Annotated in this window: 21 protein-coding genes; 12 read left to right on the top strand and 9 right to left on the bottom strand. The window is 61.4% G+C overall.

Going from position 1 to position 21,350, the window contains the following annotated elements; translation table 11 throughout:
• Positions 1-92 precede the first annotated feature (92 nt).
• Positions 93-893 carry an alpha/beta fold hydrolase gene (locus tag C3F38_RS09205; RefSeq protein ID WP_055316031.1) on the top strand — a complete coding sequence of 267 codons (801 nt, stop codon included), beginning with the start codon at positions 93-95 and terminating at the stop codon, positions 891-893.
• Between the two features lie 43 nt (positions 894-936).
• Here the strand turns inward: C3F38_RS09205 and C3F38_RS09200 are convergent, their stop codons facing one another.
• Positions 937-1,329 carry a hypothetical protein gene (locus C3F38_RS09200; RefSeq protein ID WP_038879962.1) on the bottom strand — a complete coding sequence of 131 codons (393 nt, stop codon included), beginning with the start codon at positions 1,327-1,329 and terminating at the stop codon, positions 937-939.
• Between the two features lie 355 nt (positions 1,330-1,684).
• Here C3F38_RS09200 and C3F38_RS09195 point away from each other — a divergent pair, with 355 nt between their 5' ends.
• Positions 1,685-2,713 (top strand): methyltransferase, encoded by a 1,029-nt coding sequence (locus C3F38_RS09195; RefSeq protein WP_047728332.1) that lies wholly within the window; start codon positions 1,685-1,687, stop codon positions 2,711-2,713.
• Here C3F38_RS09195 and C3F38_RS09190 read toward each other — a convergent pair.
• The 3 genes from C3F38_RS09190 to C3F38_RS09180 form a co-directional block, all read right to left on the bottom strand.
• A complete protein-coding gene (locus tag C3F38_RS09190; protein ID WP_038879955.1) occupies positions 2,710-3,633 on the bottom strand; it encodes a PEP phosphonomutase in 924 nt (307 codons plus the stop codon). The two genes, C3F38_RS09195 and C3F38_RS09190, sit on opposite strands and share 4 nt — an antisense overlap.
• A gap of 71 nt (positions 3,634-3,704) precedes the next feature.
• Positions 3,705-6,002 (bottom strand): beta-glucosidase BglX, encoded by a 2,298-nt coding sequence (bglX, locus tag C3F38_RS09185; RefSeq protein ID WP_057523640.1) that lies wholly within the window; start codon positions 6,000-6,002, stop codon positions 3,705-3,707.
• 112 nt (positions 6,003-6,114) lie between these two features.
• On the bottom strand, positions 6,115-7,035 hold the full coding sequence (locus C3F38_RS09180) for a LysR substrate-binding domain-containing protein (RefSeq protein ID WP_055316134.1): 921 nt from the start codon (positions 7,033-7,035) through the stop codon (positions 6,115-6,117).
• Between the two features lie 118 nt (positions 7,036-7,153).
• Between C3F38_RS09180 and C3F38_RS09175 the strand changes: the two genes are divergently transcribed.
• On the top strand, positions 7,154-8,308 hold the full coding sequence (locus tag C3F38_RS09175; protein WP_055316133.1) for a methionine aminotransferase: 1,155 nt from the start codon (positions 7,154-7,156) through the stop codon (positions 8,306-8,308).
• Between the two features lie 34 nt (positions 8,309-8,342).
• A complete protein-coding gene (locus tag C3F38_RS09170; RefSeq protein WP_038879944.1) occupies positions 8,343-9,122 on the top strand; it encodes an ABC transporter substrate-binding protein in 780 nt (259 codons plus the stop codon).
• Positions 9,123-9,156: 34 nt separating this feature from the next.
• On the opposite strand, the gene ddlA is transcribed toward C3F38_RS09170, so the two are convergent.
• A complete protein-coding gene (gene ddlA, locus C3F38_RS09165; RefSeq protein WP_033637551.1) occupies positions 9,157-10,260 on the bottom strand; it encodes a D-alanine--D-alanine ligase in 1,104 nt (367 codons plus the stop codon).
• 168 nt (positions 10,261-10,428) lie between these two features.
• Between ddlA and C3F38_RS09160 the strand changes: the two genes are divergently transcribed.
• From C3F38_RS09160 to dld, 3 genes are all read left to right on the top strand, one after another.
• Positions 10,429-10,632, top strand: a complete 204-nt coding sequence (locus tag C3F38_RS09160) for a ParD-like family protein (RefSeq protein ID WP_006324220.1) — start codon at positions 10,429-10,431, stop codon at positions 10,630-10,632.
• Positions 10,629-11,423, top strand: coding sequence for a type I methionyl aminopeptidase (map, locus tag C3F38_RS09155; RefSeq protein ID WP_038879936.1), 795 nt, complete (start codon positions 10,629-10,631; stop codon positions 11,421-11,423). The genes C3F38_RS09160 and map overlap by 4 nt, the downstream gene beginning before the upstream one ends.
• 125 nt (positions 11,424-11,548) lie before the next feature.
• Positions 11,549-13,255 carry a D-lactate dehydrogenase gene (gene dld / locus C3F38_RS09150; RefSeq protein WP_055316132.1) on the top strand — a complete coding sequence of 569 codons (1,707 nt, stop codon included), beginning with the start codon at positions 11,549-11,551 and terminating at the stop codon, positions 13,253-13,255.
• Positions 13,256-13,329: 74 nt separating this feature from the next.
• On the opposite strand, the gene C3F38_RS09145 is transcribed toward dld, so the two are convergent.
• The 3 genes from C3F38_RS09145 to C3F38_RS09135 are packed head-to-tail and all read right to left on the bottom strand — an operon-like array spanning position 13,330 to position 16,023.
• Positions 13,330-14,337 carry an iron ABC transporter permease gene (locus C3F38_RS09145; protein ID WP_048233005.1) on the bottom strand — a complete coding sequence of 336 codons (1,008 nt, stop codon included), beginning with the start codon at positions 14,335-14,337 and terminating at the stop codon, positions 13,330-13,332.
• The gene (locus C3F38_RS09140; RefSeq protein WP_055316131.1) at positions 14,334-15,290 is read right to left on the bottom strand and encodes an ABC transporter substrate-binding protein; all 957 of its coding nucleotides are present in this window, start codon (positions 15,288-15,290) and stop codon (positions 14,334-14,336) included. The genes C3F38_RS09145 and C3F38_RS09140 overlap by 4 nt, the downstream gene beginning before the upstream one ends.
• A gap of 16 nt (positions 15,291-15,306) precedes the next feature.
• Positions 15,307-16,023, bottom strand: coding sequence for an ABC transporter ATP-binding protein (locus C3F38_RS09135; RefSeq protein WP_055316130.1), 717 nt, complete (start codon positions 16,021-16,023; stop codon positions 15,307-15,309).
• A gap of 598 nt (positions 16,024-16,621) precedes the next feature.
• Between C3F38_RS09135 and C3F38_RS09130 the strand changes: the two genes are divergently transcribed.
• A complete protein-coding gene (locus C3F38_RS09130; protein WP_038879922.1) occupies positions 16,622-17,473 on the top strand; it encodes a DMT family transporter in 852 nt (283 codons plus the stop codon).
• Positions 17,474-17,529: 56 nt separating this feature from the next.
• Here the strand turns inward: C3F38_RS09130 and C3F38_RS09125 are convergent, their stop codons facing one another.
• Positions 17,530-18,120 carry a Yip1 family protein gene (locus C3F38_RS09125; protein ID WP_004939641.1) on the bottom strand — a complete coding sequence of 197 codons (591 nt, stop codon included), beginning with the start codon at positions 18,118-18,120 and terminating at the stop codon, positions 17,530-17,532.
• Between the two features lie 203 nt (positions 18,121-18,323).
• Here C3F38_RS09125 and C3F38_RS09120 point away from each other — a divergent pair, with 203 nt between their 5' ends.
• From C3F38_RS09120 to C3F38_RS09105, 4 genes are all read left to right on the top strand, one after another.
• Positions 18,324-18,791: an acyltransferase gene (locus C3F38_RS09120; RefSeq protein ID WP_047728343.1), complete on the top strand. Its 468-nt coding sequence runs from the start codon at positions 18,324-18,326 to the stop codon at positions 18,789-18,791.
• Positions 18,791-19,333 (top strand): GNAT family N-acetyltransferase, encoded by a 543-nt coding sequence (locus C3F38_RS09115; protein ID WP_033652386.1) that lies wholly within the window; start codon positions 18,791-18,793, stop codon positions 19,331-19,333. Before C3F38_RS09120 ends, C3F38_RS09115 begins: the two co-directional genes overlap by 1 nt.
• Before the next feature lie 104 nt (positions 19,334-19,437).
• Entirely contained in the window at positions 19,438-20,289 is an 852-nt protein-coding gene (locus C3F38_RS09110) for a DUF1460 domain-containing protein (RefSeq protein WP_055316129.1), read from the top strand.
• A 130-nt stretch (positions 20,290-20,419) separates the two neighbouring features.
• Positions 20,420-21,232, top strand: coding sequence for a MetQ/NlpA family lipoprotein (locus C3F38_RS09105; protein ID WP_038879912.1), 813 nt, complete (start codon positions 20,420-20,422; stop codon positions 21,230-21,232).
• The last annotated feature ends 118 nt before the right edge of the window (positions 21,233-21,350 follow it).

Raw genomic sequence — 21,350 nt, 5'->3', positions numbered from 1 at the left:
TAATTTAAGGTAAATTAATACCGCAGGTTGAATATGAGTGTGATATAAGCAGCCGGACTCTCTTTATATAAGGAACCGATAAGATGCCAACGATGGGCAAATCCCTGCATTATCTCGACGTGGGCTCAGGCTTTCCGTTGCTGTTGGGCCACAGCTATCTGTTCGATCTGAACATGTGGGCGCCGCAGTTCGAAGCGCTGGCGAAACGCTATCGCCTGATCGTGCCGGATCTCTGGGGCCACGGCGACTCACCGGCGCTGCCGGCCGGGCGTAACAGCCTGTCGGATATCGCCGCCGACCATCTGGCGCTGATGGATCATTTGGATATTGAAGAGTTCGGCATCGTCGGCCTGTCCGTCGGCGGCATGTGGGGCGCCGAACTGGCGGCGCTGGCGCCGGAACGGGTCAAGGTGCTGGCGCTGATGGACAGCTACCTGGGCGACGAAACGCCGGAGGCGCGGCAGCGCTATATGGGCATGCTGGCCGCCGTTGAACAGGCCGGCACCATCACTTCGCCGCTGCTGGAATATATCGCCGCGCAGTTTTATTCCGACGAGGTGCCCGATGCGTTGTCGCAGCCACTGCTGGCCCATCTGCAAAGCCTGCCCGCCGATCGCCTGCGCGAGAGCATCGTGCCACTGGGCCGGATGATCTTCGGTCGCCCCGACAAGCTGCCGCTGCTGGAAAACATCACCGCCGCCAGCATCGTCATCACCGGCGCGCAGGATAAACCGCGCCCGCCGGCGGAAGGCCAGCGCATGGCCGATCTTCTCGGCTGTCAACATGTGCTGATCCCCAACGCCGGGCATATCAGCAACAAGGAAAATCCGGCGGCGGTCAACGAAACCCTGCTGGCGTTTCTGGCTGAAAACACCACCCCGCTGTTCTGGTAAGATTCCCCGGGCCGCCTGGCCCGGAGATTCTCTTCACCGGCGCTTATTGACCGATAGACGTCAGCCCCTGGCGGATCCCTTCGTCAGCCTGCTGGCACCATGCCTGCAGCCCCTGCGGCGCTTCTTTTTCCAACGCAACCACTTTGCCGTCGTCGTTCAGCACATTGCCTTCACGGCCCATCGCTTCGCGCTTGTCGCCGTCGCGGGTGTCGACGCCGCCGGGAATAGCCGCCACGTAGGCCACCATTTTCTTGGCGTTGTCGATGCTGTCGGCTTTCAGGAAGCCTTTATCGACGCAGTAAGACATCAGCCCGGCGGTATTGCGCGTGATGTCATAAACGTTTTTTAATGCGGCAGGATCCATCCCTTCAGCGTTAGCGGTGTTGAACAGGCCCAGAGTCGCGGCAATCATGCCGGTCAGAATGCTTTTTTTCATTGTTAACTCGTTTTAATAATGAAATAGTTAAGTTTTAATTATTCACAAAAAGAATGTGAACACCGCTACGGTATAACGGCGGCCTAGATTAGCACAACCCTAACGCGTTAATAACTGTGATTAAGTTAACCCCCAATAAAATAAAAACGCACGATAGGGTAATGACCTCCGCCCGGTATCATTTTTTCACGCTCGATATTGGCCGCGTTCAATTCATATTAAAAATAATCTCACCCAGGAATTATTTGCAACGGAAGCGTTGGCCTGCGGTCAATCGCGCTCCCACCCTTTGCTAAAATCACAGGCGTGACATAGCCTGTTAAGACGCGCCATGCCTTAGTGGGAGGGGATTCACATGAACCATTCCGTCCGGCCGCCGCAATGCGACGACAAAACCATTCTCGATATCACGATGAATTTATATCTCTATCCGGCGGTGCTTATCGCGCATCGCCTGGGCATCTTTGAATTTATTGCTTTGCACCCCCGTAACCTGACCGATATATGCACTCAGGCCAATGTGGAAAGACGCCCGGCGGAAACGTTGGTCATGGCGTTATTGGCATTGAAATTGATAGACAGAGACGGTGAAACATTCTCTCTCACGCCGGAAGCGGAAACCTTTTTGTTAAAAAACAACCCGCATTATTTCGGCTACTTCTGGGATTTGATGATTGAAAACAGCGAAATTTTCTCGCTGAAAAACCTGGAAAACGCCATCAGAAAAAATACCTCGCAGGCGTACGGCGAGCAGGAGCTGTTTGAAACCCATACGCTCGACGCCGATAGAATGCGGCGGTTTACCCACGCCATGCACAGCCTGAGCATGGGCTCGGCCAGCGTTTGGCCGGCGCTGTTACCCCTCGGCGCCTGCCGCGCGGCGCTGGATATCGGCGGCGCCTCCGGCGCCCATGCCATCAGCCTGGCGGCCCACTGGCCGACGTTGACCTGCACCGTGTTCGATCTGCCGGAGGTGTGCCCGCTCGCCGCCGACTACGCGCGCCATTACGGTCTCAGCCAGCGCATCGGCACCCACAGCGGCGATATGTGGCGCGATCCCTACCCGGCTGCGGATCTGCACCTGTACTCCAATATTTTCCACGACTGGCCGATGGACAAGAACCGCTTCCTGGCGCAAAAGAGCTATGCGGCCCTCCCGCCCGGGGGCAGGATCGTGATCCACGAAGTGCTGTACAACGATGACGGCGACGGGCCGCCTGCCGCCGCGGGGTACAGCCTGATGATGATGGGATGGACGCAGGGCCGCCAATACTCCGGCAGGGAAATCCGCGACCTGCTGCACGACGTCGGCTTCGGGCCTGCTCAGGTGCTGCCGTCGCTCGGCTATTTCAGCATCGTGACGGCGCAAAAACCCCAGGCTTAGCGGTTCACCGAGCGCGCCATGCGGCTGTAGGTGTGGCGCACGCCGCGAATCGCCACGCTGTAAGCGAAGATGTTTTCCGGCAGCGCCAGCCCCAGATAGCCGGTATCGCCGATATGGTGCAGATCCGCCCCGGCCATTTTGCTCATCAGCGCAATCTGCCGCACGGTCTGCACGTCGGCCCCCTCTTGCGAGGTGCCGATCGCCGTCATCGCCAGCGCACCTTGCCGCTGGGCAAAATTGATCAGTGCCGCCACTTTCTCCTGCGACATGCCGGGAATGGTGCCCGGCGCCGGCAACAGCACGATGTCCGCACCGTTCTCCACGAACAGCGCGATGTCCTGCTCACCGATCAGCTGGCTGCCGCTTTCGCGCACAATACCGGCCCCGTGCATCTTGCCGGTCACCAGCACCATCTCGTCGCCCACTTCATCGCGAATCGCTTTCAGCGCGACGGCGATCGCCTGATTGCTGACGCCGTTGTTCGGGTTGCCGGTCAGCACCAGCATGCGCGCGCCGAGCTGATACAGCTTGCGGGCATTCTCGGCGGTGGCGGCGCGCCCCGCCGTCATCTGCCAGAAATCGTTATGTTCGGTGGCGAAGGCCGGATCGACGGCCTCCAGATTCACCCCGATCACCCGCCCGGTCAGGCGCTGCAGCGTGCGCAGCGCCTCCTGAGGCGGCACGTCGGCGGGCAGGCCCGCGATGTGCGGATGGTCAACGTCGAACAGGTTCAGCAGCAGCAGGTCGGCGCCCTGGCTGGCCGCCAGTTCGGCGTTGGTGACGTTATTGAGCAGCGGCTGAGTGACCGCGATGGTTTCGCTGACCAAGATGCGCCCTTCGCTGGCGCGGATGGCATAGAGCAGGTCGGCTTTGCCGATATCGGCCAGATCGCTGGCGCTGCAGTCCAGATAGCGTTTCATGAGGCAAGCTCCGATGACGTTAGCGGGAATGGATACCCCCTCGCTCAGCGCGGCGAACGAGGGGGACAGGGTTACTTCAGCGTAAAACTGTGCGCCTGCACGTTGTCGGAGTCCAGGCCGACGAACACGTTGAATTTGCCCGGCTCCGCCCCCCATTTCAGGCTGGCGTTGTAGAACTTCAGATCGTCTTCGCTAATCGGCAGCTCAACCTGCTGCGACTGGCCGGCCTTCAGCGTCACTTTCTTGAAGTTGCGCAGCTCTTTTACCGGCCGGCTGACCGAGGCGGTCACGTCCTGCAGATACAGCTGCACCACCGTGGCGCCGTCGTACTTGCCGGTATTTTTCAGCGTGACGCTGGCGGTTAGCTTGCCGTTGCGCGCCATCGTCGGGCTGGACAGTTTCAGATCCGACAGGCTGAAGGTGGTATAGCTCAGGCCGTAACCGAACGGATACAGCGGGCCGTTCGGCGAATCGAAGTAGCGCGAGGTGTACTTGCCCGGATTCTCCTTGCCGAACGGGCGGCCGGTGTTCAGGTGGTTGTAGTACATCGGGATCTGGCCGACCGAGCGCGGGAAGGTCATCGGCAGCTTGCCCGACGGGTTGTAGTCGCCGAACAGTACGTCCGCCACTGCGTTGCCGCCCTCGGTGCCGCTGTACCAGGTTTCCAGCATCGCGTCCGCCTGCTCGCTCTCCCAGCTCAGCGCCAACGGCCGGCCGTTCATCAGCACCAGCACCAGCGGCTTGCCGGTGGCTTTCAGCGCGGCGATCAGATCGCGCTGGCTCTGCGGGATCGTGATGTCAGCGCGGCTGGAGGCCTCATGCGCCATGCCCTGCGATTCCCCCACCACCGCCACGACCACGTCGGCCTTGTTCGCCGCCTGTACCGCTTCGTCGATCATCTGCTGCGGCGAACGGGTGTCGAACGCCACCGCCGGCTCGTACTCGTTCAGGTAGTCGATAATGCCTTTATCCTGCGTGACGTTGGCGCCCTTGGCGTAAAGAATGCGCGCCTTGTCGCCCACCGCCCGCTCCAACCCTTCGCGCAGGGTCACCGACTGCTTGACCACTCCGGCGGCCGACCAGCTGCCCATCACGTCGCGCTGGCTGTCGGCCATCGGCCCGACCAGCGCGATGGTCGCCTGCTTGCTCAGCGGCAGCGTCTGCTTATCGTTCTTCAGCAACACCATCGTTTTGCGTGCCACCACCCGCGCCTCGGCGCGGTGCAGGCGGCTTTCGGCGTTGGTGTCCTGCGGGTCGGAACCCGCCGGGCCCAGATGCACATACGGATCGGTGAACAGCCCCATGTCGTACTTGGTGTTCAGCACGTCGCGGCAGGCGCGATCGATATCGCTTTCAGGCACCAGCCCGTCTTTCACCAGACCCGGCAGGTATTTGTCGTAAAACTCGTCGCTCATGCTCATGTCGACGCCGGAGGTGATTGCCAGGCGTACAGCGTCGCGCGCGTCGGCGGCCACGCCGTGTTTAATCAGTTCTTTAATTGCGCCGTGGTCGCTGATAGTGATGCCTTTAAAGCCCCACTGGTCGCGCAACAGGTCTTTCAGCAGCCACGGATTGGCGGTGGCCGGCACGCCGTTCACCGAGTTGAGCGACACCATCACCCCGCCGCTGCCGGCATCCACCGCCGCTTTGTAAGGCGGCAGGTAGTCCTGATACATGCGCAGCGGGCTCATGTCGACGGTGTTGTAATCGCGGCCGCCTTCGACGGCGCCGTACAACGCAAAGTGCTTAACGCTGGCCATCACCGAACCGGGCTTGGCCGGGTCGCCGTTTTGATAACCGTCGACCATCACTTTGGCGATTTTCGACACCAGCCAGGTGTCTTCGCCGAAGCCTTCGGAGACTCGGCCCCAGCGCGGATCGCGGGTGATATCGACCATCGGCGCGAAGGTCATGTTGAGGCCGTCATCGCTGGCCTCCTGCGCCGCCACGCGGGCGCTGAGCGCAATGGCCTCCAGATCGAAGCTGGCCGCCAGCCCCAGGCTGATCGGGAACACGGTGCGCTGGCCGTGCACCACGTCATAGGCGAAGAACAACGGAATTTTGAGGCGGCTGAGCTGCATCGCCTGATCCTGCATCACCCGAATGTCCGGGCGGGTGACGGTATTGAAAATGGCGCCGATCTGCCCTTTGCGGATGCCCTCGCGGATCGCTTCTTTCGGGTTATCCGGCCCGACGCTGATCAGCCGCAGCTGGCCGATCTTCTCTTCCAGCGTCATCTGCTTCATCAAATGGGACACGAAGGCGTCGCGCTGCTGTGCGTGAATGCCCTGCATTATCGGCGTTTCCTGCGCAAAAGCCGGGCTGAGGGCCAGACCGGACAACATACTCACCACACAAAGCCATTTCATCTTGTTTTATCTCAGGCGTGTTTCCGCTGCCAACGCCGCGGGGTTTAATCGGAGTGAAGAAACAGTTTGCCACACTCTGTTTCATCGCCAAGGGAATTCGCATCGGCAATGTTTACAAAGCATTACAGGTTATCGGCAGGTAATTCTGCAGCCGGGCGCGGCTGTCGGCGGCCTCCGCCGTCAGAAAATCGATCAGCGGCGCCAACGCCGGCGGCGGCGCCCCGCGTTCAGGATAGACCAGATAATAGGCCGCGCCGCTGCTGACGCAGAGCGGGAACGGCGTGACGACGCGCCGCGCCTGAATATCCTCCTCCAGCAGGCACAGATCGCCGATGGCGATGCCGAACCCCTGCAGCGCGGCGCTCATCGCCAGATCGAGAGTATCGAAATGCTGAGCCTTGCCGGACGGCAGCGCATCGGCCCCCGCCGCCTTCAGCCAGCGCAGCCAGTCGCGGCGATCGCGCGTCGGATGCAGCAGGGTTTTGTCCGTCAAATCCGCCAGCCGGGGTGCCGGCGGCAGAAACGTCGGCGTGCAGACCGGCGTGAGGATTTCGTCGAACAGCAGGTGCGCGGTCAGCTTTTTACCCGATGGCCGGCCGAATACCACCGCGGCGTCAAACTGCTCGGTGCTGAAATCCAGACCGTGCGACACCGAGGCGGTCAGCTCGATATGCATGTCCGGCCGTTCATTCTGCAGGCGAATCACACGCGGCAGCACCCAGCGCATCGCGCAGGTCGGGCATTTGACGCGCAGCGCCCCCGGTGGGGCGGCGGCCCGCGTCAGCGCCTCGTCCAGCTGCCCCAGCGCCTGCTGCACCGGCGCCAGCAGCTGCGCGCCCTGCGGCGTCAGCGCCAAACCGCGCGGCTGGCGGCTGAACAGCGGATAACCCAGGCGCTGCTCCAGCCCGAGAATTTGCCGGCTGACCGCCCCCTGCGTCAGGTGCAGCTCCCGGGCGGCATGGGTAAAGTTGAGGCGTTGCGCCACCACCACGAAGGTTTTCAACACGTCGAGCGACGGCAGGGATATCGGCATAGCAGGCCTCGATTAGATATGATCACAGTGCATGGCAAGTATGACAAACTTTCCCTTGTCCGCCTACGCCGGCTGATGCTTAATCGCTCAACACTTCCCTGTTTGCCTGGAGCCCACCATGCAGAGCGCCTGTTTATCCCGCTCGAAGCTGCCGGACGTCGGCACCACCATTTTCACCGTCATTGGCCAACTCAGCGCCGAACATCAGGCCCTCAATCTGTCGCAGGGTGCGCCCAACTTCGCCGGCGACCCGCAGCTGATCGAGGCAACGGCGCAAGCCATGCGCGCAGGTCATAACCAATACGCGCCGATGAGCGGCGTGGCGGCGTTACGTGCTGCTCTGGCGGAAAAAGCTGAACGATTGTATGGCGCACGCTATGACGCCGACGAAGAAATCACGGTGATCGCCAGCGCCAGCGAAGGGCTGTACTCGGCGATCAGCGCGCTGGTGCATCCCGGCGACGAGGTGATCTATTTCGAACCGGCGTTCGACAGCTATGCGCCGATCGTGCGCCTGCAGGGCGCCACGCCGGTGGCGATCAAACTGTCGCTGCAGGATTTTCGCGTCGACTGGGACGAAGTGGCCGCCGCCATCAACGGCAAAACGCGCATGATCATCGTCAACACGCCGCACAACCCGACCGGCGCGGTGTTTGACGAGCACGACATCGAACGCCTGACCGCCCTGACCCGCGACACCGACATCGTGATCCTGTCCGACGAGGTCTACGAACACGTGGTGTTCGACGGCGAAATTCACCACAGCATGGCGCGCTATCCGCAGCTGGCGGAACGCAGCGTGATCGTGTCGTCGTTCGGTAAAACCTACCACGTCACCGGCTGGCGCGTCGGCTACTGTCTGGCGCCGGCGGCGCTGATGGACGAGATCCGCAAGGTGCACCAATTTATGGTGTTCTCCGCCGATACGCCGATGCAACACGCCTTCGCCGCCGCGCTCGCCAACCCGCAGAGCTACCTGGGGCTGGCGGCGTTTTACCAACAAAAGCGCGATCTGCTGGCCAGCGCCTTGCAGGATTCGCGCTTTGAGCTGCTGCCCAGCCGCGGCAGCTTCTTCATGCTGGCCCGCTTTAGCGGCTTCAGTCACGAAAGCGACAATGATTTCGCCGTCCGCTTGATCCGCGAAGCGAAGGTGGCGACGATCCCGCTGTCGGCGTTCTACAGCGACGGCACCAATACCGGCCTAATCCGGCTGAGTTTTTCCAAAGATAACGAGACCCTGCTGGAAGGCGCGCGCCGCCTGAGCCAGGCGTAATTTTTTGTCCGACCATGGGAAAGGGGCACTGCCTATGAAAGCACTGAAAACGCTGTTCGCCGCCGGATGCCTGCTGGCCGCCGGCACTTCGCTGGCGGCGGAAAACAGCCTGCGCTTCGGCCTGGAAGCGCTGTATCCGCCGTTCGAATCCAAATCCGCCAGCGGCAAACTGGAAGGGTTCGACATCGAACTGGGCGACGCGGTGTGCGCCGCCGCGCAGTTGAAATGCAGCTGGGTGGAAACCTCGTTTGACAGCCTGATCCCGGCGCTGCAGGCGCGCAAGTTCGACGCCATCAACTCGGCGATGAACGTGACCGAACAGCGGCGTCAGGCGATCGCCTTTACCGACGCCATCTATCAGGTGCCGAACCGCCTGATCGCCAAGGCCGACAGCGGCCTGCTGCCGGACGCCAAATCGCTGGCGGGCAAACACGTGGGCGTGCTGCAAGGATCGATTCAGGAGATTTACGCCAAAACCCATTGGGCGCCGGCGGGCGTGGACGTGGTGTCTTACCAGGATCAGAATCAGGTTTATCTGGATCTGGCGGCCGGTCGGCTCGACGCCACGCTGGTGATGGCGCCGTCGGGGCAAAGCGGCTTCCTGTCGCAGCCGGACGGCAAAGGCTTCGCCTTCGTCGGCGAGGCGGTGCGCGACGACAAGATCCTCGGTGAAGGCATCGCCTTCGGCCTGCGCAAAGGGGATGAGGCGCTGAAGAAGAAACTGGATGCCGCCATCGCCAAAGTGAAACAGCAAGGCACAGTGACGGCGCTGTCGAAGAAGTATTTCGGCGATATCGACGTGACGGTGAAGTGATGGACGGGGGCGGCACCGCCGCCCCCTCCCGCGTTTAGCGATCGAATACCGAACTGTTCAGCGCACGATCCTGCTGGTGGCGTTCCAGCGCCAATTCGATCAGGCGCGTGATCAGCGCCTGATAGCTGACGCCGCTGGCGGCCCACAGCTTGGGATACATGCTGATATTGGTGAAGCCCGGCAGCGTGTTAATTTCGTTGATCACCACCTGGTTGTCCGGCGTCAGGAACACATCCACCCGCGCCAGCCCGAAGCACTCCAGCGCGCGGAACGCCTTCAGCGCCACCTCACGGATGTGGTCACTCACTTCCGGCGCGATTGCCGCCGGCACCACCACCTGAGCGCCCTGCTCATTGATGTATTTGGTGTCGTAAGAATAGAAGGCGTCGCTCAGCACGATCTCGCCGCACACGCTGGCCTGCGGATCGTCGTTGCCCAGCACCGCGCACTCGATCTCGCGGCCAACGATCGCTGACTCCACCAGCACCTTGTGATCGAAGCTGAAGGCCAGCGATACCGCCGCGTCGAACTCGGCGCGGTTTTCCACCTTGCTGACCCCGACCGAGGAGCCCTGGTTGGCCGGCTTGACGAACAGCGGCAGGCCGAGGCGCTCGCTCAATTGCTCAAACGTAAATCCGGCGCGGTTGGCGCGCGTCAGGGTGACGAACGGCGCCACCGCAAGCCCGGCATCGCGCAGCAGGCGCTTGGTCACGTCTTTATCCATGCTGACCGCCGAGCCGAGCACGCCTGCGCCGACGAACGGCATATTGGCCATGCGCAGCAGCCCCTGCAGCGAGCCGTCCTCCCCCAGCGTGCCGTGCACGATCGGGAAAATAACGTCCAGTTGGCCCAGCGCGCCGGCGCTGCCCGCTTCGATCAGCTGCTGTTTTTCCTGGCCCGGGATCAGCGCCACGTTCTTGTTCGAGCGGTTCAGCGCGATCAGCGCCGGGTTCTCGGCGTTGAGCAGGTAGTTGGAGGCGTCGTTGATGTGCCACTGCCCCTGTTTGTCGATCCCCAGCAGCGTGACGTCAAACTTCTCTTTGTCGATTGCATCCACAATGTTTTTGGCCGACTGCAGCGACACCTCATGCTCCGCCGATTTACCGCCAAAAATCACCCCAACACGTAGTTTAGTCACGCCTTAAATCCTTCTGAAAAATCATGGCAAAAAAGTCGTTCATCACAATAAACGCATTGTCTGGCGGCGGCAATCGTTGTTGCCAGAATCTTCTTACGCCACAGAATGCCACATCGCCACCATCCTAAACGTATACACTTCGTATATCGTTCACTTAGGGAGACGCCGATGGGCATCGTAAAAATTTCAGACGCGCTGCATGACGATCTGCGCCTCGCCAGCCTGACCATGACGCGTTCGATCAACGCGCAGGCCGAATACTGGATCAAGATCGGTATGCTGGCGGAGTTCCATCCGGAACTGACCTACCCGCAGCTGGTAAAAAAGATGATGAAAGATAACGCGCTGACGCTGAAGGAGATTGTCGGGTGAAACAGATTGTGATTAAAACGCCGGAAGAGATTGCCAAAATGCGCCATTCCGGCGCCCTGCTGGCGAAAGTGTTTGCTATGCTCGATGAGGTCATCGTCGAAGGCATCTCCACCATGGAGATCAACGACCGCGCCGAGGCGTTTATCGTCGAAGAGCTGAAGTCGCGCCCGGCCAGCAAAGGGCAGTATGATTTCCCCTATGTGCTCAACACCTCAATCGACGATGTGGTGTGCCACGGGGTGCCGTCGGCCAGCAAAATCCTGCGTTCCGGCATGATTATCAACGTAGACATCACGCTGGAAAACGGCGGCTATATCGCCGACTCCAGCAAGATGTACTGCGTCGGCCAGGTGACGCCGCTGGCCAAACGGCTGGTGAACAACGTCTATGAATCGATGTGGCAGGGCATTCGCGCGGTAAAACCGGGTGCCACCCTGGGCGATATCGGCCATGCCGTCCAGCGGCACGCCGAGCAGGCCGGCTACAGCATCGTGCGGGAGTATTGCGGCCACGGCATCGGCCGCGATATGCATGAAGAGCCGGCGGTATTGCACTACGGTCAACCCGGCAGCGGTATGGTGCTGCAGGAAGGCATGGTGTTCACCATCGAGCCGATGATCAACCAGGGCGACCGCCGCATCAAGCAGAAGAAAGACGGCTGGACGGTGGTGACGCGCGACAAAAAACTGTCGGCACAGTGGGAACACACCGTGGCGGTCACCGCCGACGGCGTAGAGATCCTGACGCTGCGCGACGAAGAGCGCCGGGCCGGCTACGCCGAACGCTACTAAACCCGCAAGCCATTAGCCTGGCAAGCTGATAGCTTAATAAGTTATTTAATTGATAGCCTCTTAGCTTATATGTGGCACTCCGGCGCCGCGGTTAAAGCAACGGGGATGACAGGGAGACAGGCAGCATGCAGTCAAGCAATCAGGCATTTATCAACCAGCTTAAAGACATCGTCGGCGGCCCGCAGCTGTTGACCGGCGATCGCAACACCGAGCGGTATCGCAAGGGGTTCCGCTCCGGCGAAGGCCAGGCGCTGGCGGTGGCGTTTCCCACCAGCCTGCTGCAGCTGTGGCGCATTTTGCAGGCCTGCGTGGCCGCCGACAAAATCGTCATCATGCAGGCCGCCAATACCGGCCTGACCGAAGGATCGACCCCCAGCGGCAACGACTATGACCGCGACATCGTCATCGTCAGCACCCTGCGCCTCGACCATATTCAGGTGCTGGACAACGGCAAGCAGGTGGTCGGCTTCCCCGGCAGCACCCTGCACCACCTCGAGAAATTGCTCAAGCCCTACGGCCGCGAACCGCATTCGGTGATCGGTTCCTCCTGCATCGGCGCCTCGGTGATCGGCGGCGTGTGCAACAACTCCGGCGGCTCGCTGGTGAAACGCGGCCCGGCCTACACCGAAATGGCGCTGTACGCCCAGCTAGGGGAAGACGGCCAGCTGCGCCTGGTGAACCATTTGGGCATCCGCCTCGGCGACACGCCGGAAGAGATCCTCACCCGGCTGGAAAAAGGCGACTATCGCCCGACAGACGTCGAATACGGCGAGCTGCGCGCCTCGGATAACGAGTACGCCAGCCGGGTGCGCGACGTCGATGCCGACACCCCTTCCCGCTTCAACGCCGACAAACGCCGCCTGTACGAGGCCTCCGGCTGCGCCGGCAAGCTGGCGGTGTTCGCGGTGCGGCTCGACACCTTCGAGAAAGAAGGCAAAGAGCAGGTGTTCTATATCGGCACCAACGACACCGCGGTGCTGACCGAACTGCGCCGCCACATGCTGAGCCAGTTCGAAAACCTGCCGGTGGCCGGTGAGTACATGCACCGCGATATCTTCGACATCGCCGAGGTGTACGGCAAAGACACCTTCATGATGATCGACAAGCTCGGCACCGATCAGATGCCGCGCTTCTTCACCCTGAAAGGCCGTATGGACGCCAGCCTCAACAAGCTGCCGCTGCTGCCACACAACCTGACCGATCGGCTGATGCAGGGCCTGAGCCATCTGGCGCCGAGCCACCTGCCGAAGCGCATGAAGGAATACCGCGAACGTTTCGAACATCACCTGCTGCTGAAGATGGCCGGCCCCGGCGTAGACGAAGCGCAGCGCTACCTGACCGAGTACTTCGCCCAGGCCGAAGGCGCTTTCTTCGCCTGCACGCCTGACGAAGGCAAAAAGGCCTTCCTGCACCGCTTCGCCGCCGCCGGCGCCGCCGTGCGCTACCATGCGGTGCACGCCGACAAGGTGGAGGATATTCTGGCGCTGGATATCGCCCTGCGCCGCAACGACACCGACTGGTTCGAAACCCTGCCGCCGGAGATTGACAGCCAGCTGGTGCATAAGCTGTATTACGGCCACTTTATGTGCCACGTCTTCCATCAGGACTACGTGGTGAAAAAGGGCGTCGACAGCCACGCGCTAAAGGAAAAGATGCTCGAGATCCTTAACCGGCGCGGCGCCGAGTACCCCGCGGAGCATAACGTCGGCCACCTGTACCACGCCAAGGCGGATCTGCAGGCGTTCTACCGCACCGCCGATCCGACCAACAGCTTCAACCCCGGCATCGGCAAAACCAGCAAACGTAAAGGCTGGGCCGAAGGCCCCCGCTAAGACCGCCCGATAGGCCCGCCGCCGCACCCGGCGCGGGCTTTTGATAGACGACTTTATCTTCGCAGGGTGCGCGTTCATCGTTCCGCGCGCAGCAGCAAGGAGACGATGAACGCGCCCCCCAGCCCCGCCGTAATGATGCCGATGGGCAGCTCCTGATTGGGGATCAGACTGCGGCTGAGCATGTCGCCGCCGGTCAGCAGCGTCGCCCCCAGCAGGCCGCACATCGGCACGGCCAAACGGTGGCGCACGCCCACCAGGCGCCGGGCCAGATAGGGCACCATCAGCCCGACAAAGCCGATCACGCCCGTCAGCGAAACGAGAAACGCCGTGGACAGTGCGCAGCACAGAAAGGTCTCGGTGCGCAGGCGCGCCACGTTGACCCCCATCGAATGGGCGGTTTGCTCGCCCGCCAGCAGCGCGTCCAGCGCCCGCCAACGCAGCGCCGTAAACCCGGCCAGCAGCACGAAACTCGCCAGCGGAATGGACAGATTATCCCAACGCGCCAGCCCCAGCCCGCCGAGCGACCAGAACAACACCGAACCGGCCGCCCGCTGATCGCCGGAAAACACCAGGTAGCTGGTGAGCGCGCTGAACAAAAACGAGACCGCCAGGCCGCAGACGATCAGCTGCTCGGCGCGCCTGACCCGGCCGACGCGAAACAGGATCATCACCGCCAAGGCAGACAAAACGCCGCCGGCGAAGGCGGACAGCGGCAACGTCAGCGCGCCCAACGCGTCGCCGAAGCGCGTGATGACCAGCACCGCGCCGGCGGAGGCGCCGGAGGAGAGACCAAACAAAAAAGGATCGGCCAGCTCATTGCGCGTGGTGGTCTGCAGCAGCGCGCCGGTCATCGCCAGCCCGGCGCCGGTCAAGGCCGCCAGCAAGGCTCTGGGCACACGCAGTTGCACGACAATAGTGTCCAGCATGCCGGAGAGGGGCGCCGATGAAAGCCCCAATGCCGCCATCGTCTGCCGCCATGACAGCACGACGCTGCCCAACTGCAGGCTCCAGACCATTAACCCGCACAATACCGACAGCGCCAACGGCGCGAGCAGCATAAACCGCCGGGTCGGCGAGTTCATTCAGCCTCCGGCGCGTACAGCGCCCGCGCCAGCTTTTCCACCGCGCCGATGTTGGCCGGCCCCGGCGTCAGCTCCGCATACTGCAGTTTCAGATAGCGGTGGTGCCGTACGGCAGGCGTTAATTTCATCAACGGGTGGGACTCGAGGAAGCGCCGCAGCGCATCGGCACCCGATCCGGTCTGGTAATCCAGCAGAATAATGAAGTCGGGCTCGGCCGCCGCTACCGCCTCCCAGGACGCCGTCGTCCAGCTCGCCGGCAAGCCGTCCATCACGTTGCGGCCGCCCGCCGCTTCGACGATCGCCGTCGGCATAGCGTATTTGCCGCTGGTGAAGGGCTTCTCCTCCCCCGAGTCATAGACGAACACCTTGAGCGGCGCCTGGCCCGCCGGCCTGGCGGGCAGCGCAGCCAACCGGCGCTTCCAGCCCTCAACCAGCGCGGTGGCCTCTTGCCGCTTGCCGAAAATCTTGCCGAGCTTCAGCTCATCGTCATACAGCAGATTCATATCGGCCTTCTGCGGCCGCCCGCCGGCCTGTACGCAGCTCTCGCTCAGCACCAGCGTTTTGATGCCGAACGGGGCGAGCTTCTCCGGCGTGACGTCGCCGCCGATCTTCATGCCGTAATTCCAGCCGGCGAAAAAGAAATCCGGCTGGACCGCCAGCAGCGTTTCCAAAGCGGGATATTTCGGCGCCAGTTCGGGAATGGCGCCCATCGCGGCCTTGAAGTCGGGCGTCGGTTTGTACCAGCCGGTGATGCCGGTCAGCCCGACAATGCGATCCTGCAAATGCAGTGCAAAGGCCATCTCGGCCATGTTGATGTCGTTGATGACGGCGCGCTGCGGCGCCTGGTTGAAGGTGACCGGCACACCGCAGCTTTCTACGGTGACGGGAAAATGTTCGGCCGCCGCCGACCTGGCGGCCAGCAACAGAAGCAGGATGAATACGCGTGCGTTCATGTTTCTCTCTGGTTGATCAAGCGCAATGGGGAACGTCAAAAATGCGCAGCGTTTTCCCGCTGACGGGATGCGCCACCTTGAAACTGTTCATGCCGAACACCGGCAAAATCACCGAAGTCTGTAACACCGCCTCGGGCGTACCACAGGCTACCTGGCGGCTTTCGTTCAGCACCAGGATCCGATCGGCAAACGCCTCTGCCACGGGCAAATCGTGCAGCACCGCAATCACGGCAATGTCTTTATTTTTCACTAACGACAGCAGCGCCGCGCGCCCAGGCGGATCGAGGTGATTGGTCGGTTCATCCAGCAACAACAGATCGGGAGACTGCGCCAACGCCCGGGCCAGCGCGGCGCGCTGACGCTGGCCGCCCGAGAGCCGCCCTAGCGGATGGTGCCTGAGCGGCGCCAGCTCGGTTTCCCCGATGGCTTCGTCAACGATGCGTTTTCCCGCCGCAGAGCGTGCGCCATGCGGTAAACGGCCCAACGCCACGTAGTCCTCAACCGACAGCCGCAAATCCGGCGAATCGTTTTGCGCCAGAAAGGCGATGCTTTTGGCGCGTTCCGCCGCCGGCCACTCGGACAAGGCCCGCCCTCGCCAGTGAATGCCGCCGCTGTCCGGCCGCGTTTCGCCGATCAGGGCACGCAGCAGGCTGGACTTGCCGCTGCCGTTAGGACCGATCACCGCCAGCTTCTCACCGGCGCGCAGCGCGAAATGGATGTTGTCGAGTATCAATGCCCCGCCGTGGCCGGTCAGGCTAACTCCATCAACGTGGAGGATGTTGCGAACTGAATTCATCACGCATCAATTGTTATATTATAACATATCAATATTTTTACCACGATTACGCGCCTTCTGCAAAAGCGAATCGCAACGTCTTTTGCCGCACGCGTTGCGTGAACCGAGGAGGGACCAAGCCGCGCCCCTGCATCAACACTGCGCGGCCAAAACAACATAGCACACCCTTCAATTAATGATAATGATTTTCATTATCATTAAAATCATGATGATTTCCGATTGCACGCCCCGCTGAACTTGGTTATGTTTGAAGCGATTGGTTTCATTCCCTGTTTTCAGGAACTCACATGACCTACCTGGCGCACAGTACAGATCCGACAGACGCGACCGTTCCGGCCGTCGTTTTGCTGTGTGCTTCCTCCGCCCCACCCGCCGTTTCCTCTGTCGTTTCAGCGGTTGCCGCTTACCCACCACGCATTGTGGTTGTGCGCTAAGCCAAACCGACTTTTTACCTCCGGCTTATTGATCTGTTGCGTTCAGGCGTAGACCGCCGCGCGCGCCGGAGCCTGTAATTTTCACGACAGGTGAAATTGATATGCGATTACCTTCTCTCTGGGCCAATGCCGGCCTGGCTACGCTGTTCGTCCTGCTTTGGAGCAGCGGCGCGATCTTCTCCCGTTGGGGGTTGGAGCACGCTTCCGCCTTCGCTTTCCTGTTCTTCCGCTGCGCCATCGCACTGGCGGTGCTGTTGGCCATCGGCCTGTGGCAGCGCCAGTGCCTGCCCGCTCCCGGCACCCGCCGGCGCGTCGCGCTGATTGGCGTGTTGATGATCGGCAGCTATCAAATCTGCTATCTGCTGGCGCTGGAACAGGGTATTACGCCCGGCGTGCTGGCGACGCTGCTCGGCGTACAGCCGATCCTCACCCAGTTCATCACCGAACGGCGCTGCACCGGGCTGCGGGCGCTCGGCCTGGCGCTGGCAATGGTCGGGCTGACGCTGGTAGTGTACCAAAGCCTGATGGTGGCCCACTTCTCGCTGAGCGGCATGCTGTTCGCCTTTATCGCGCTGGGCTGCATGACCGCCGGCACCCTGCTGCAAAAAGGCATGACGCAGCCGCCGCTGGCGGTCTTGCCGCTGCAGTATGCCGTCGGGTTGCTGATGTGTACGCTGGCGCTGCCGTTTGAGCCGCTGCGGGTCGAATGGGGGCCGGCGTTCGTGCTGCCGCTGCTGTGGATGGCGGTGGTGATCTCGGTGCTGGCGACCTTCTTGCTGTATCGCCTGATCCAGCGCGGTAACCTGGTGCAGGTCACCAGCCTGTTCTATCTGATCCCGGCGGTGACCACCCTGCTGGACTACCTGTTGCTCGGCCACGCGCTGGCGGCGCTGAGCCTGCTGGGCATGGCGGGCATCGTGCTCGGCGTGATGCTGGTTTTCCGCCGCGTATAAAGCAAAAGCCCCCGCGCCGTTCCACCGGCGCGGGGGCGATAACAACAGCCGTTAACTCAGAACAACCAGGAACCGTACCCCCACAGCAGCACCGTCACCCCAAGCAGCAGCTCGAGCAACAGGATACCGATAGCGAAGGTCGAGCTGGAGAAGATGAACCCTTCCTTACTGTCGATATTCAGGAAGTGCGGGATCCCCAGATTCAGCAGATAGCCCGAATAGCACAGGCCGATAATGCCGACAAACAGACACAGCCAGACGACCGGATAGAGCGCCACAATCCCGCTGAGGAACATCGGGGTCGCCACGTAGCCGGCGAACACCATGCAGCGGTGCAGGCTGGGGCGCGATTCATAGCGCCGCGCCATCCAGTGAATGACTTTCCCCATGGCCGCTACGCCCGCCAGCATGAGCAGGTAAAACGCCACGGCGGTATAAAGCGCGGTAAACATGTCGAGCCTGATGGCATGTCCCTCGCCGGAGAGCCAGCCCAACTGGGTGGTGCCGATAAAGGCGCAGACCACCGGGATTGCTGCCAAGAGCAACACGTGATGGGTGTATAGGTGCGAGACGCTTTCATTCTCGCTTTTGATCTGTTCGAACTCGGCGCTGGGATGCGCCAGAAGTCCCCAAACATGACTGACCATGAGACACCTCCTATCTCGCCGTAGGCCGCGATCGGCGAACGAATTTCACACCTCTGACGGACAGCTACCCGTGCGAGGATTGCGGCCACGGGGCTCTCTCCCCTGTACTAATTATAGTCTTTCGGCGAAAAAACGTGCGGAAAGCGAAAGGCGCGGCGCTTTGTCTTATACTCCCCCATTAAACCCAGGCTGTGAGGAAGGTTATGTCATCCGCTATCATCACCCGCCAGGCGGGGATCGTCGACGTCGACGCCGGGCGCAACGTCACCGTGGTAGAACCCTGCAATCTTTACGGCTGCCGGCTCGGCGACGATGTCTTCGTCGGCCCGTTCGTGGAGATCCAGCGCCACGTCAGCATCGGCGCGCGCAGTAAAATTCAGTCGCACAGCTTTATCTGCGAATACGTCACCCTCGGGGAAGCGTGTTTTGTCGGCCACGGCGTCACCTTCGCCAACGATCTGTTCAAAGACGGCGCGCCCAATGCCGATCCGGCCAGCTGGGGGCGCACCTGCATCGGCGATCGGGTGTCCATCGGTTCCGGCGCCACGATCCTGGCGGTGGAGATCTGCAGCGACGCGGTGATCGGCGCCGGGGCGGTCGTGACCCGCGACATCACCCGCAAGGGGATCTACGCCGGCAACCCGGCGCGTCTGCTGCGGGAGCTGCCGTAATGAACCCGGCCATCCGCATCGCGGCCATTGAGACGTTGCCCGACGATTATCTGGCCCGCGGCGATTTCAGCTTCACCATCGCCTGTTACGCCCTGCCGCAGTTCGACAGCCCGGTGGACAGCTGGCCAACTCGCCCGGTGGCGCCGTTTCGCAAACGCTATCCCCTGGCGCCGTTCGCCAACGAAGACAGCGTGACCTTCCTGGCTTATCGCCAGAACGACGCCGTTGGCCACATCACGCTGAGCAAAAACTGGAACGGCTACACCCTGATCGACGAGATCGCCGTCAGCGCTGACGCGCGCCGCCAAGGCATCGCCGGGGCGCTGCTGGACTGCGCCAAACAGTGGGCGCGGCAGCAGGAAACCTCAGGTATGATGCTCGAAACGCAGAACAACAACCTGGCGGCCTGCCGCTGCTACCAGCACTATGGGTTTATCCTCGGCGGCATCGATCGCTTGCTGTATCGCGCCGAACCGGAGATCGCCGATCATGAAATCGCGCTGTTCTGGTATTTGCCGTTCAATAGCGAAATCGGTTACTGATTTATCGATTGCCATTGAGGTTATGTTTACTTTTTAACCCCTACCATCGGATGAGAACTGTTATCACTTACTCTGATAAACCAGCGACACCCATGGAGGGCCGTATGAACAAGAACAAGGCTGTTTTACTGATGTTAGCTATCGCCATGAGCGGATGCGCCGATCGCCCCACCGCCGTCACCCCCGCAACGCCGCCGACCGACGCCGCCGTTTCTCCGCCGGGCGTGCAGCCGGAGATGGACGCCAGCACCCGCAGCAAGCTGCGTGAGATCCTCGCGCTGCGCGCCGGTTGGCCCGCCGCACAGCCGCATGGCCGCACCGTCGATTTGATTTCGCGCGAGTTTCTCGGCACGCCCTATCTCGCCAACCGCCTGATCGGCTCGCAGAGCACGCCCGAGCAGTTGGTGATCGACTTCCGCGGGCTGGATTGCTTCACCTACATCGATTATGTGGAAGCGCTCAGCACTGCCCACAGCGAAGGCGAGTTTGTACAACATCTGGTAGACATTCGCTACGTCGACGGCAAAATCGCCTTCCCGCAGCGCAAACACTTCTTCACCGACTGGGCGCAGCGGCCGCACCAGGTGGCCGAAGACATCACCGCGCAGCTCAGCCCGCACGCCGTTACCCTCGTGAAAACCCTCAACCGCAAGGCGGACGGCAGCAGCTACCTGCCCGGCTTGCCCGTCGTGCAGCGCAGCGTGACCTATATCCCCAGCGACAACGTCGACAACAAGGTGCTGGCCCAGCTGCGCACGGGCGATTACATCGGTATTTACACCAACCTGGACGGGCTGGACGTGACCCACACCGGCATCTTCGTGATGACCGACAGCGGCCCGGTGCTGCGCAACGCCTCTTCACGCAAGGCCAACATGCGGGTGGTCGATTCGCCCTTTATGGATTACGTGATGGCTACGCCGGGCATCGTGGTGCTGCGTTCGCTCAGCCGATAACCCCCCGCCGCATAACGGCTATAAGCTATAGCCGTTTATGCTGAACGAGCGTTTGACTTCATCGGCGGTTCAGGCTTAGCTGTAAGGACAAAAAACAACTGATTTTATTGTTCTTTTCAGGGAGACTTCGATGACCTTACGCTGGCGTATCACCCCTCTGGCGGCGGCCTTCGCCGCCGTATTGGCGCTTCAGGGCTGCGATCAAAAAACCGATCAGAATCATATCAAGGTCGGCGTCATCAACGGCGCGGAACAGGACGTGGCAGAAGTCGCCAGACAGGTGGCGAAAGAGAAATACGGGCTGGACGTCGAGCTGGTCGGCTTTAGCGGTTCACTGCTGCCGAACGACGCTACCGACAAGGGCGAACTGGACGCCAACGTATTCCAGCACCGCCCGTTCCTCGAACAGCAAAACAAAGATCACGGCTATAAGCTGGTGGCGGTCGGCAATACCTTTGTCTTCCCGATGGCCGGCTACTCCAAAAAGATAAAATCGCTCAAAGAGCTGCCGGACGGCGCGGTGATCGCCATCCCGCTCGATCCGACCAACCTGGGGCGCGCCCTGCTGCTGCTGGAAAAAACCGGATTGATTACGCTGAAACAAGGCAAGGGGTTGTTGCCCACCGCCCTGGACATCAGCGCCAACCCGCACCATTACCAAATCATGGAGCTGGAAGGCGCGCAGCTGCCGCACGTGCTGGACGATCCAAAGGTCACCGTTGCCGTCATCAGCACCACCTACATCAACCAGACCGGTCTGACGCCGACCAAAGACGGCATCTTCATCGAGGATAAGGACTCGCCGTACACCAACATCATCGTCACCCGCGAAGACAACAAGGACGCGCCGAACGTGCAGAACTTCATCAAGGCCTATGAGTCTGACGAAGTGGCCAAGGCCGCCGAGAAAATCTTCAACGGCGGCGCGGTGAAAGGCTGGTAAATTCGGCCACCATCAAGGCGGATTCTGCGTACGAATCCGCAATATTTCACTTTCATTCCCCGTTTCCTTACGCCACACCTTTCTCTATAAGCAAAACGCCCGCATGCTCATTCCTCCA

It is taken from the genome of Serratia sp. SSNIH1, assembly GCF_002935055.1.
In the GTDB taxonomy this organism is placed as follows: Bacteria; Pseudomonadota; Gammaproteobacteria; order Enterobacterales; family Enterobacteriaceae; genus Serratia; species Serratia nevei.
This window is presented reverse-complemented; position numbering and strand designations above follow the sequence as displayed.

Coding starts and splice junctions, on each gene's coding strand:
- C3F38_RS09205 (WP_055316031.1), top strand. CDS start 93: ATGGGCAAATCCCTGCATTATCTCGACGTGGGCTCAGGCTTTCCGTTG.
- C3F38_RS09200 (WP_038879962.1), bottom strand. CDS start 1,329: ATGAAAAAAAGCATTCTGACCGGCATGATTGCCGCGACTCTGGGCCTG.
- C3F38_RS09195 (WP_047728332.1), top strand. CDS start 1,685: ATGAACCATTCCGTCCGGCCGCCGCAATGCGACGACAAAACCATTCTC.
- C3F38_RS09190 (WP_038879955.1), bottom strand. CDS start 3,633: ATGAAACGCTATCTGGACTGCAGCGCCAGCGATCTGGCCGATATCGGC.
- bglX (WP_057523640.1), bottom strand. CDS start 6,002: ATGAAATGGCTTTGTGTGGTGAGTATGTTGTCCGGTCTGGCCCTCAGC.
- C3F38_RS09180 (WP_055316134.1), bottom strand. CDS start 7,035: ATGCCGATATCCCTGCCGTCGCTCGACGTGTTGAAAACCTTCGTGGTG.
- C3F38_RS09175 (WP_055316133.1), top strand. CDS start 7,154: ATGCAGAGCGCCTGTTTATCCCGCTCGAAGCTGCCGGACGTCGGCACC.
- C3F38_RS09170 (WP_038879944.1), top strand. CDS start 8,343: ATGAAAGCACTGAAAACGCTGTTCGCCGCCGGATGCCTGCTGGCCGCC.
- C3F38_RS09160 (WP_006324220.1), top strand. CDS start 10,429: ATGGGCATCGTAAAAATTTCAGACGCGCTGCATGACGATCTGCGCCTC.
- dld (WP_055316132.1), top strand. CDS start 11,549: ATGCAGTCAAGCAATCAGGCATTTATCAACCAGCTTAAAGACATCGTC.
- C3F38_RS09145 (WP_048233005.1), bottom strand. CDS start 14,337: ATGAACTCGCCGACCCGGCGGTTTATGCTGCTCGCGCCGTTGGCGCTG.
- C3F38_RS09140 (WP_055316131.1), bottom strand. CDS start 15,290: ATGAACGCACGCGTATTCATCCTGCTTCTGTTGCTGGCCGCCAGGTCG.
- C3F38_RS09130 (WP_038879922.1), top strand. CDS start 16,622: ATGCGATTACCTTCTCTCTGGGCCAATGCCGGCCTGGCTACGCTGTTC.
- C3F38_RS09125 (WP_004939641.1), bottom strand. CDS start 18,120: ATGGTCAGTCATGTTTGGGGACTTCTGGCGCATCCCAGCGCCGAGTTC.
- C3F38_RS09120 (WP_047728343.1), top strand. CDS start 18,324: ATGTCATCCGCTATCATCACCCGCCAGGCGGGGATCGTCGACGTCGAC.
- C3F38_RS09115 (WP_033652386.1), top strand. CDS start 18,791: ATGAACCCGGCCATCCGCATCGCGGCCATTGAGACGTTGCCCGACGAT.
- C3F38_RS09110 (WP_055316129.1), top strand. CDS start 19,438: ATGAACAAGAACAAGGCTGTTTTACTGATGTTAGCTATCGCCATGAGC.
- C3F38_RS09105 (WP_038879912.1), top strand. CDS start 20,420: ATGACCTTACGCTGGCGTATCACCCCTCTGGCGGCGGCCTTCGCCGCC.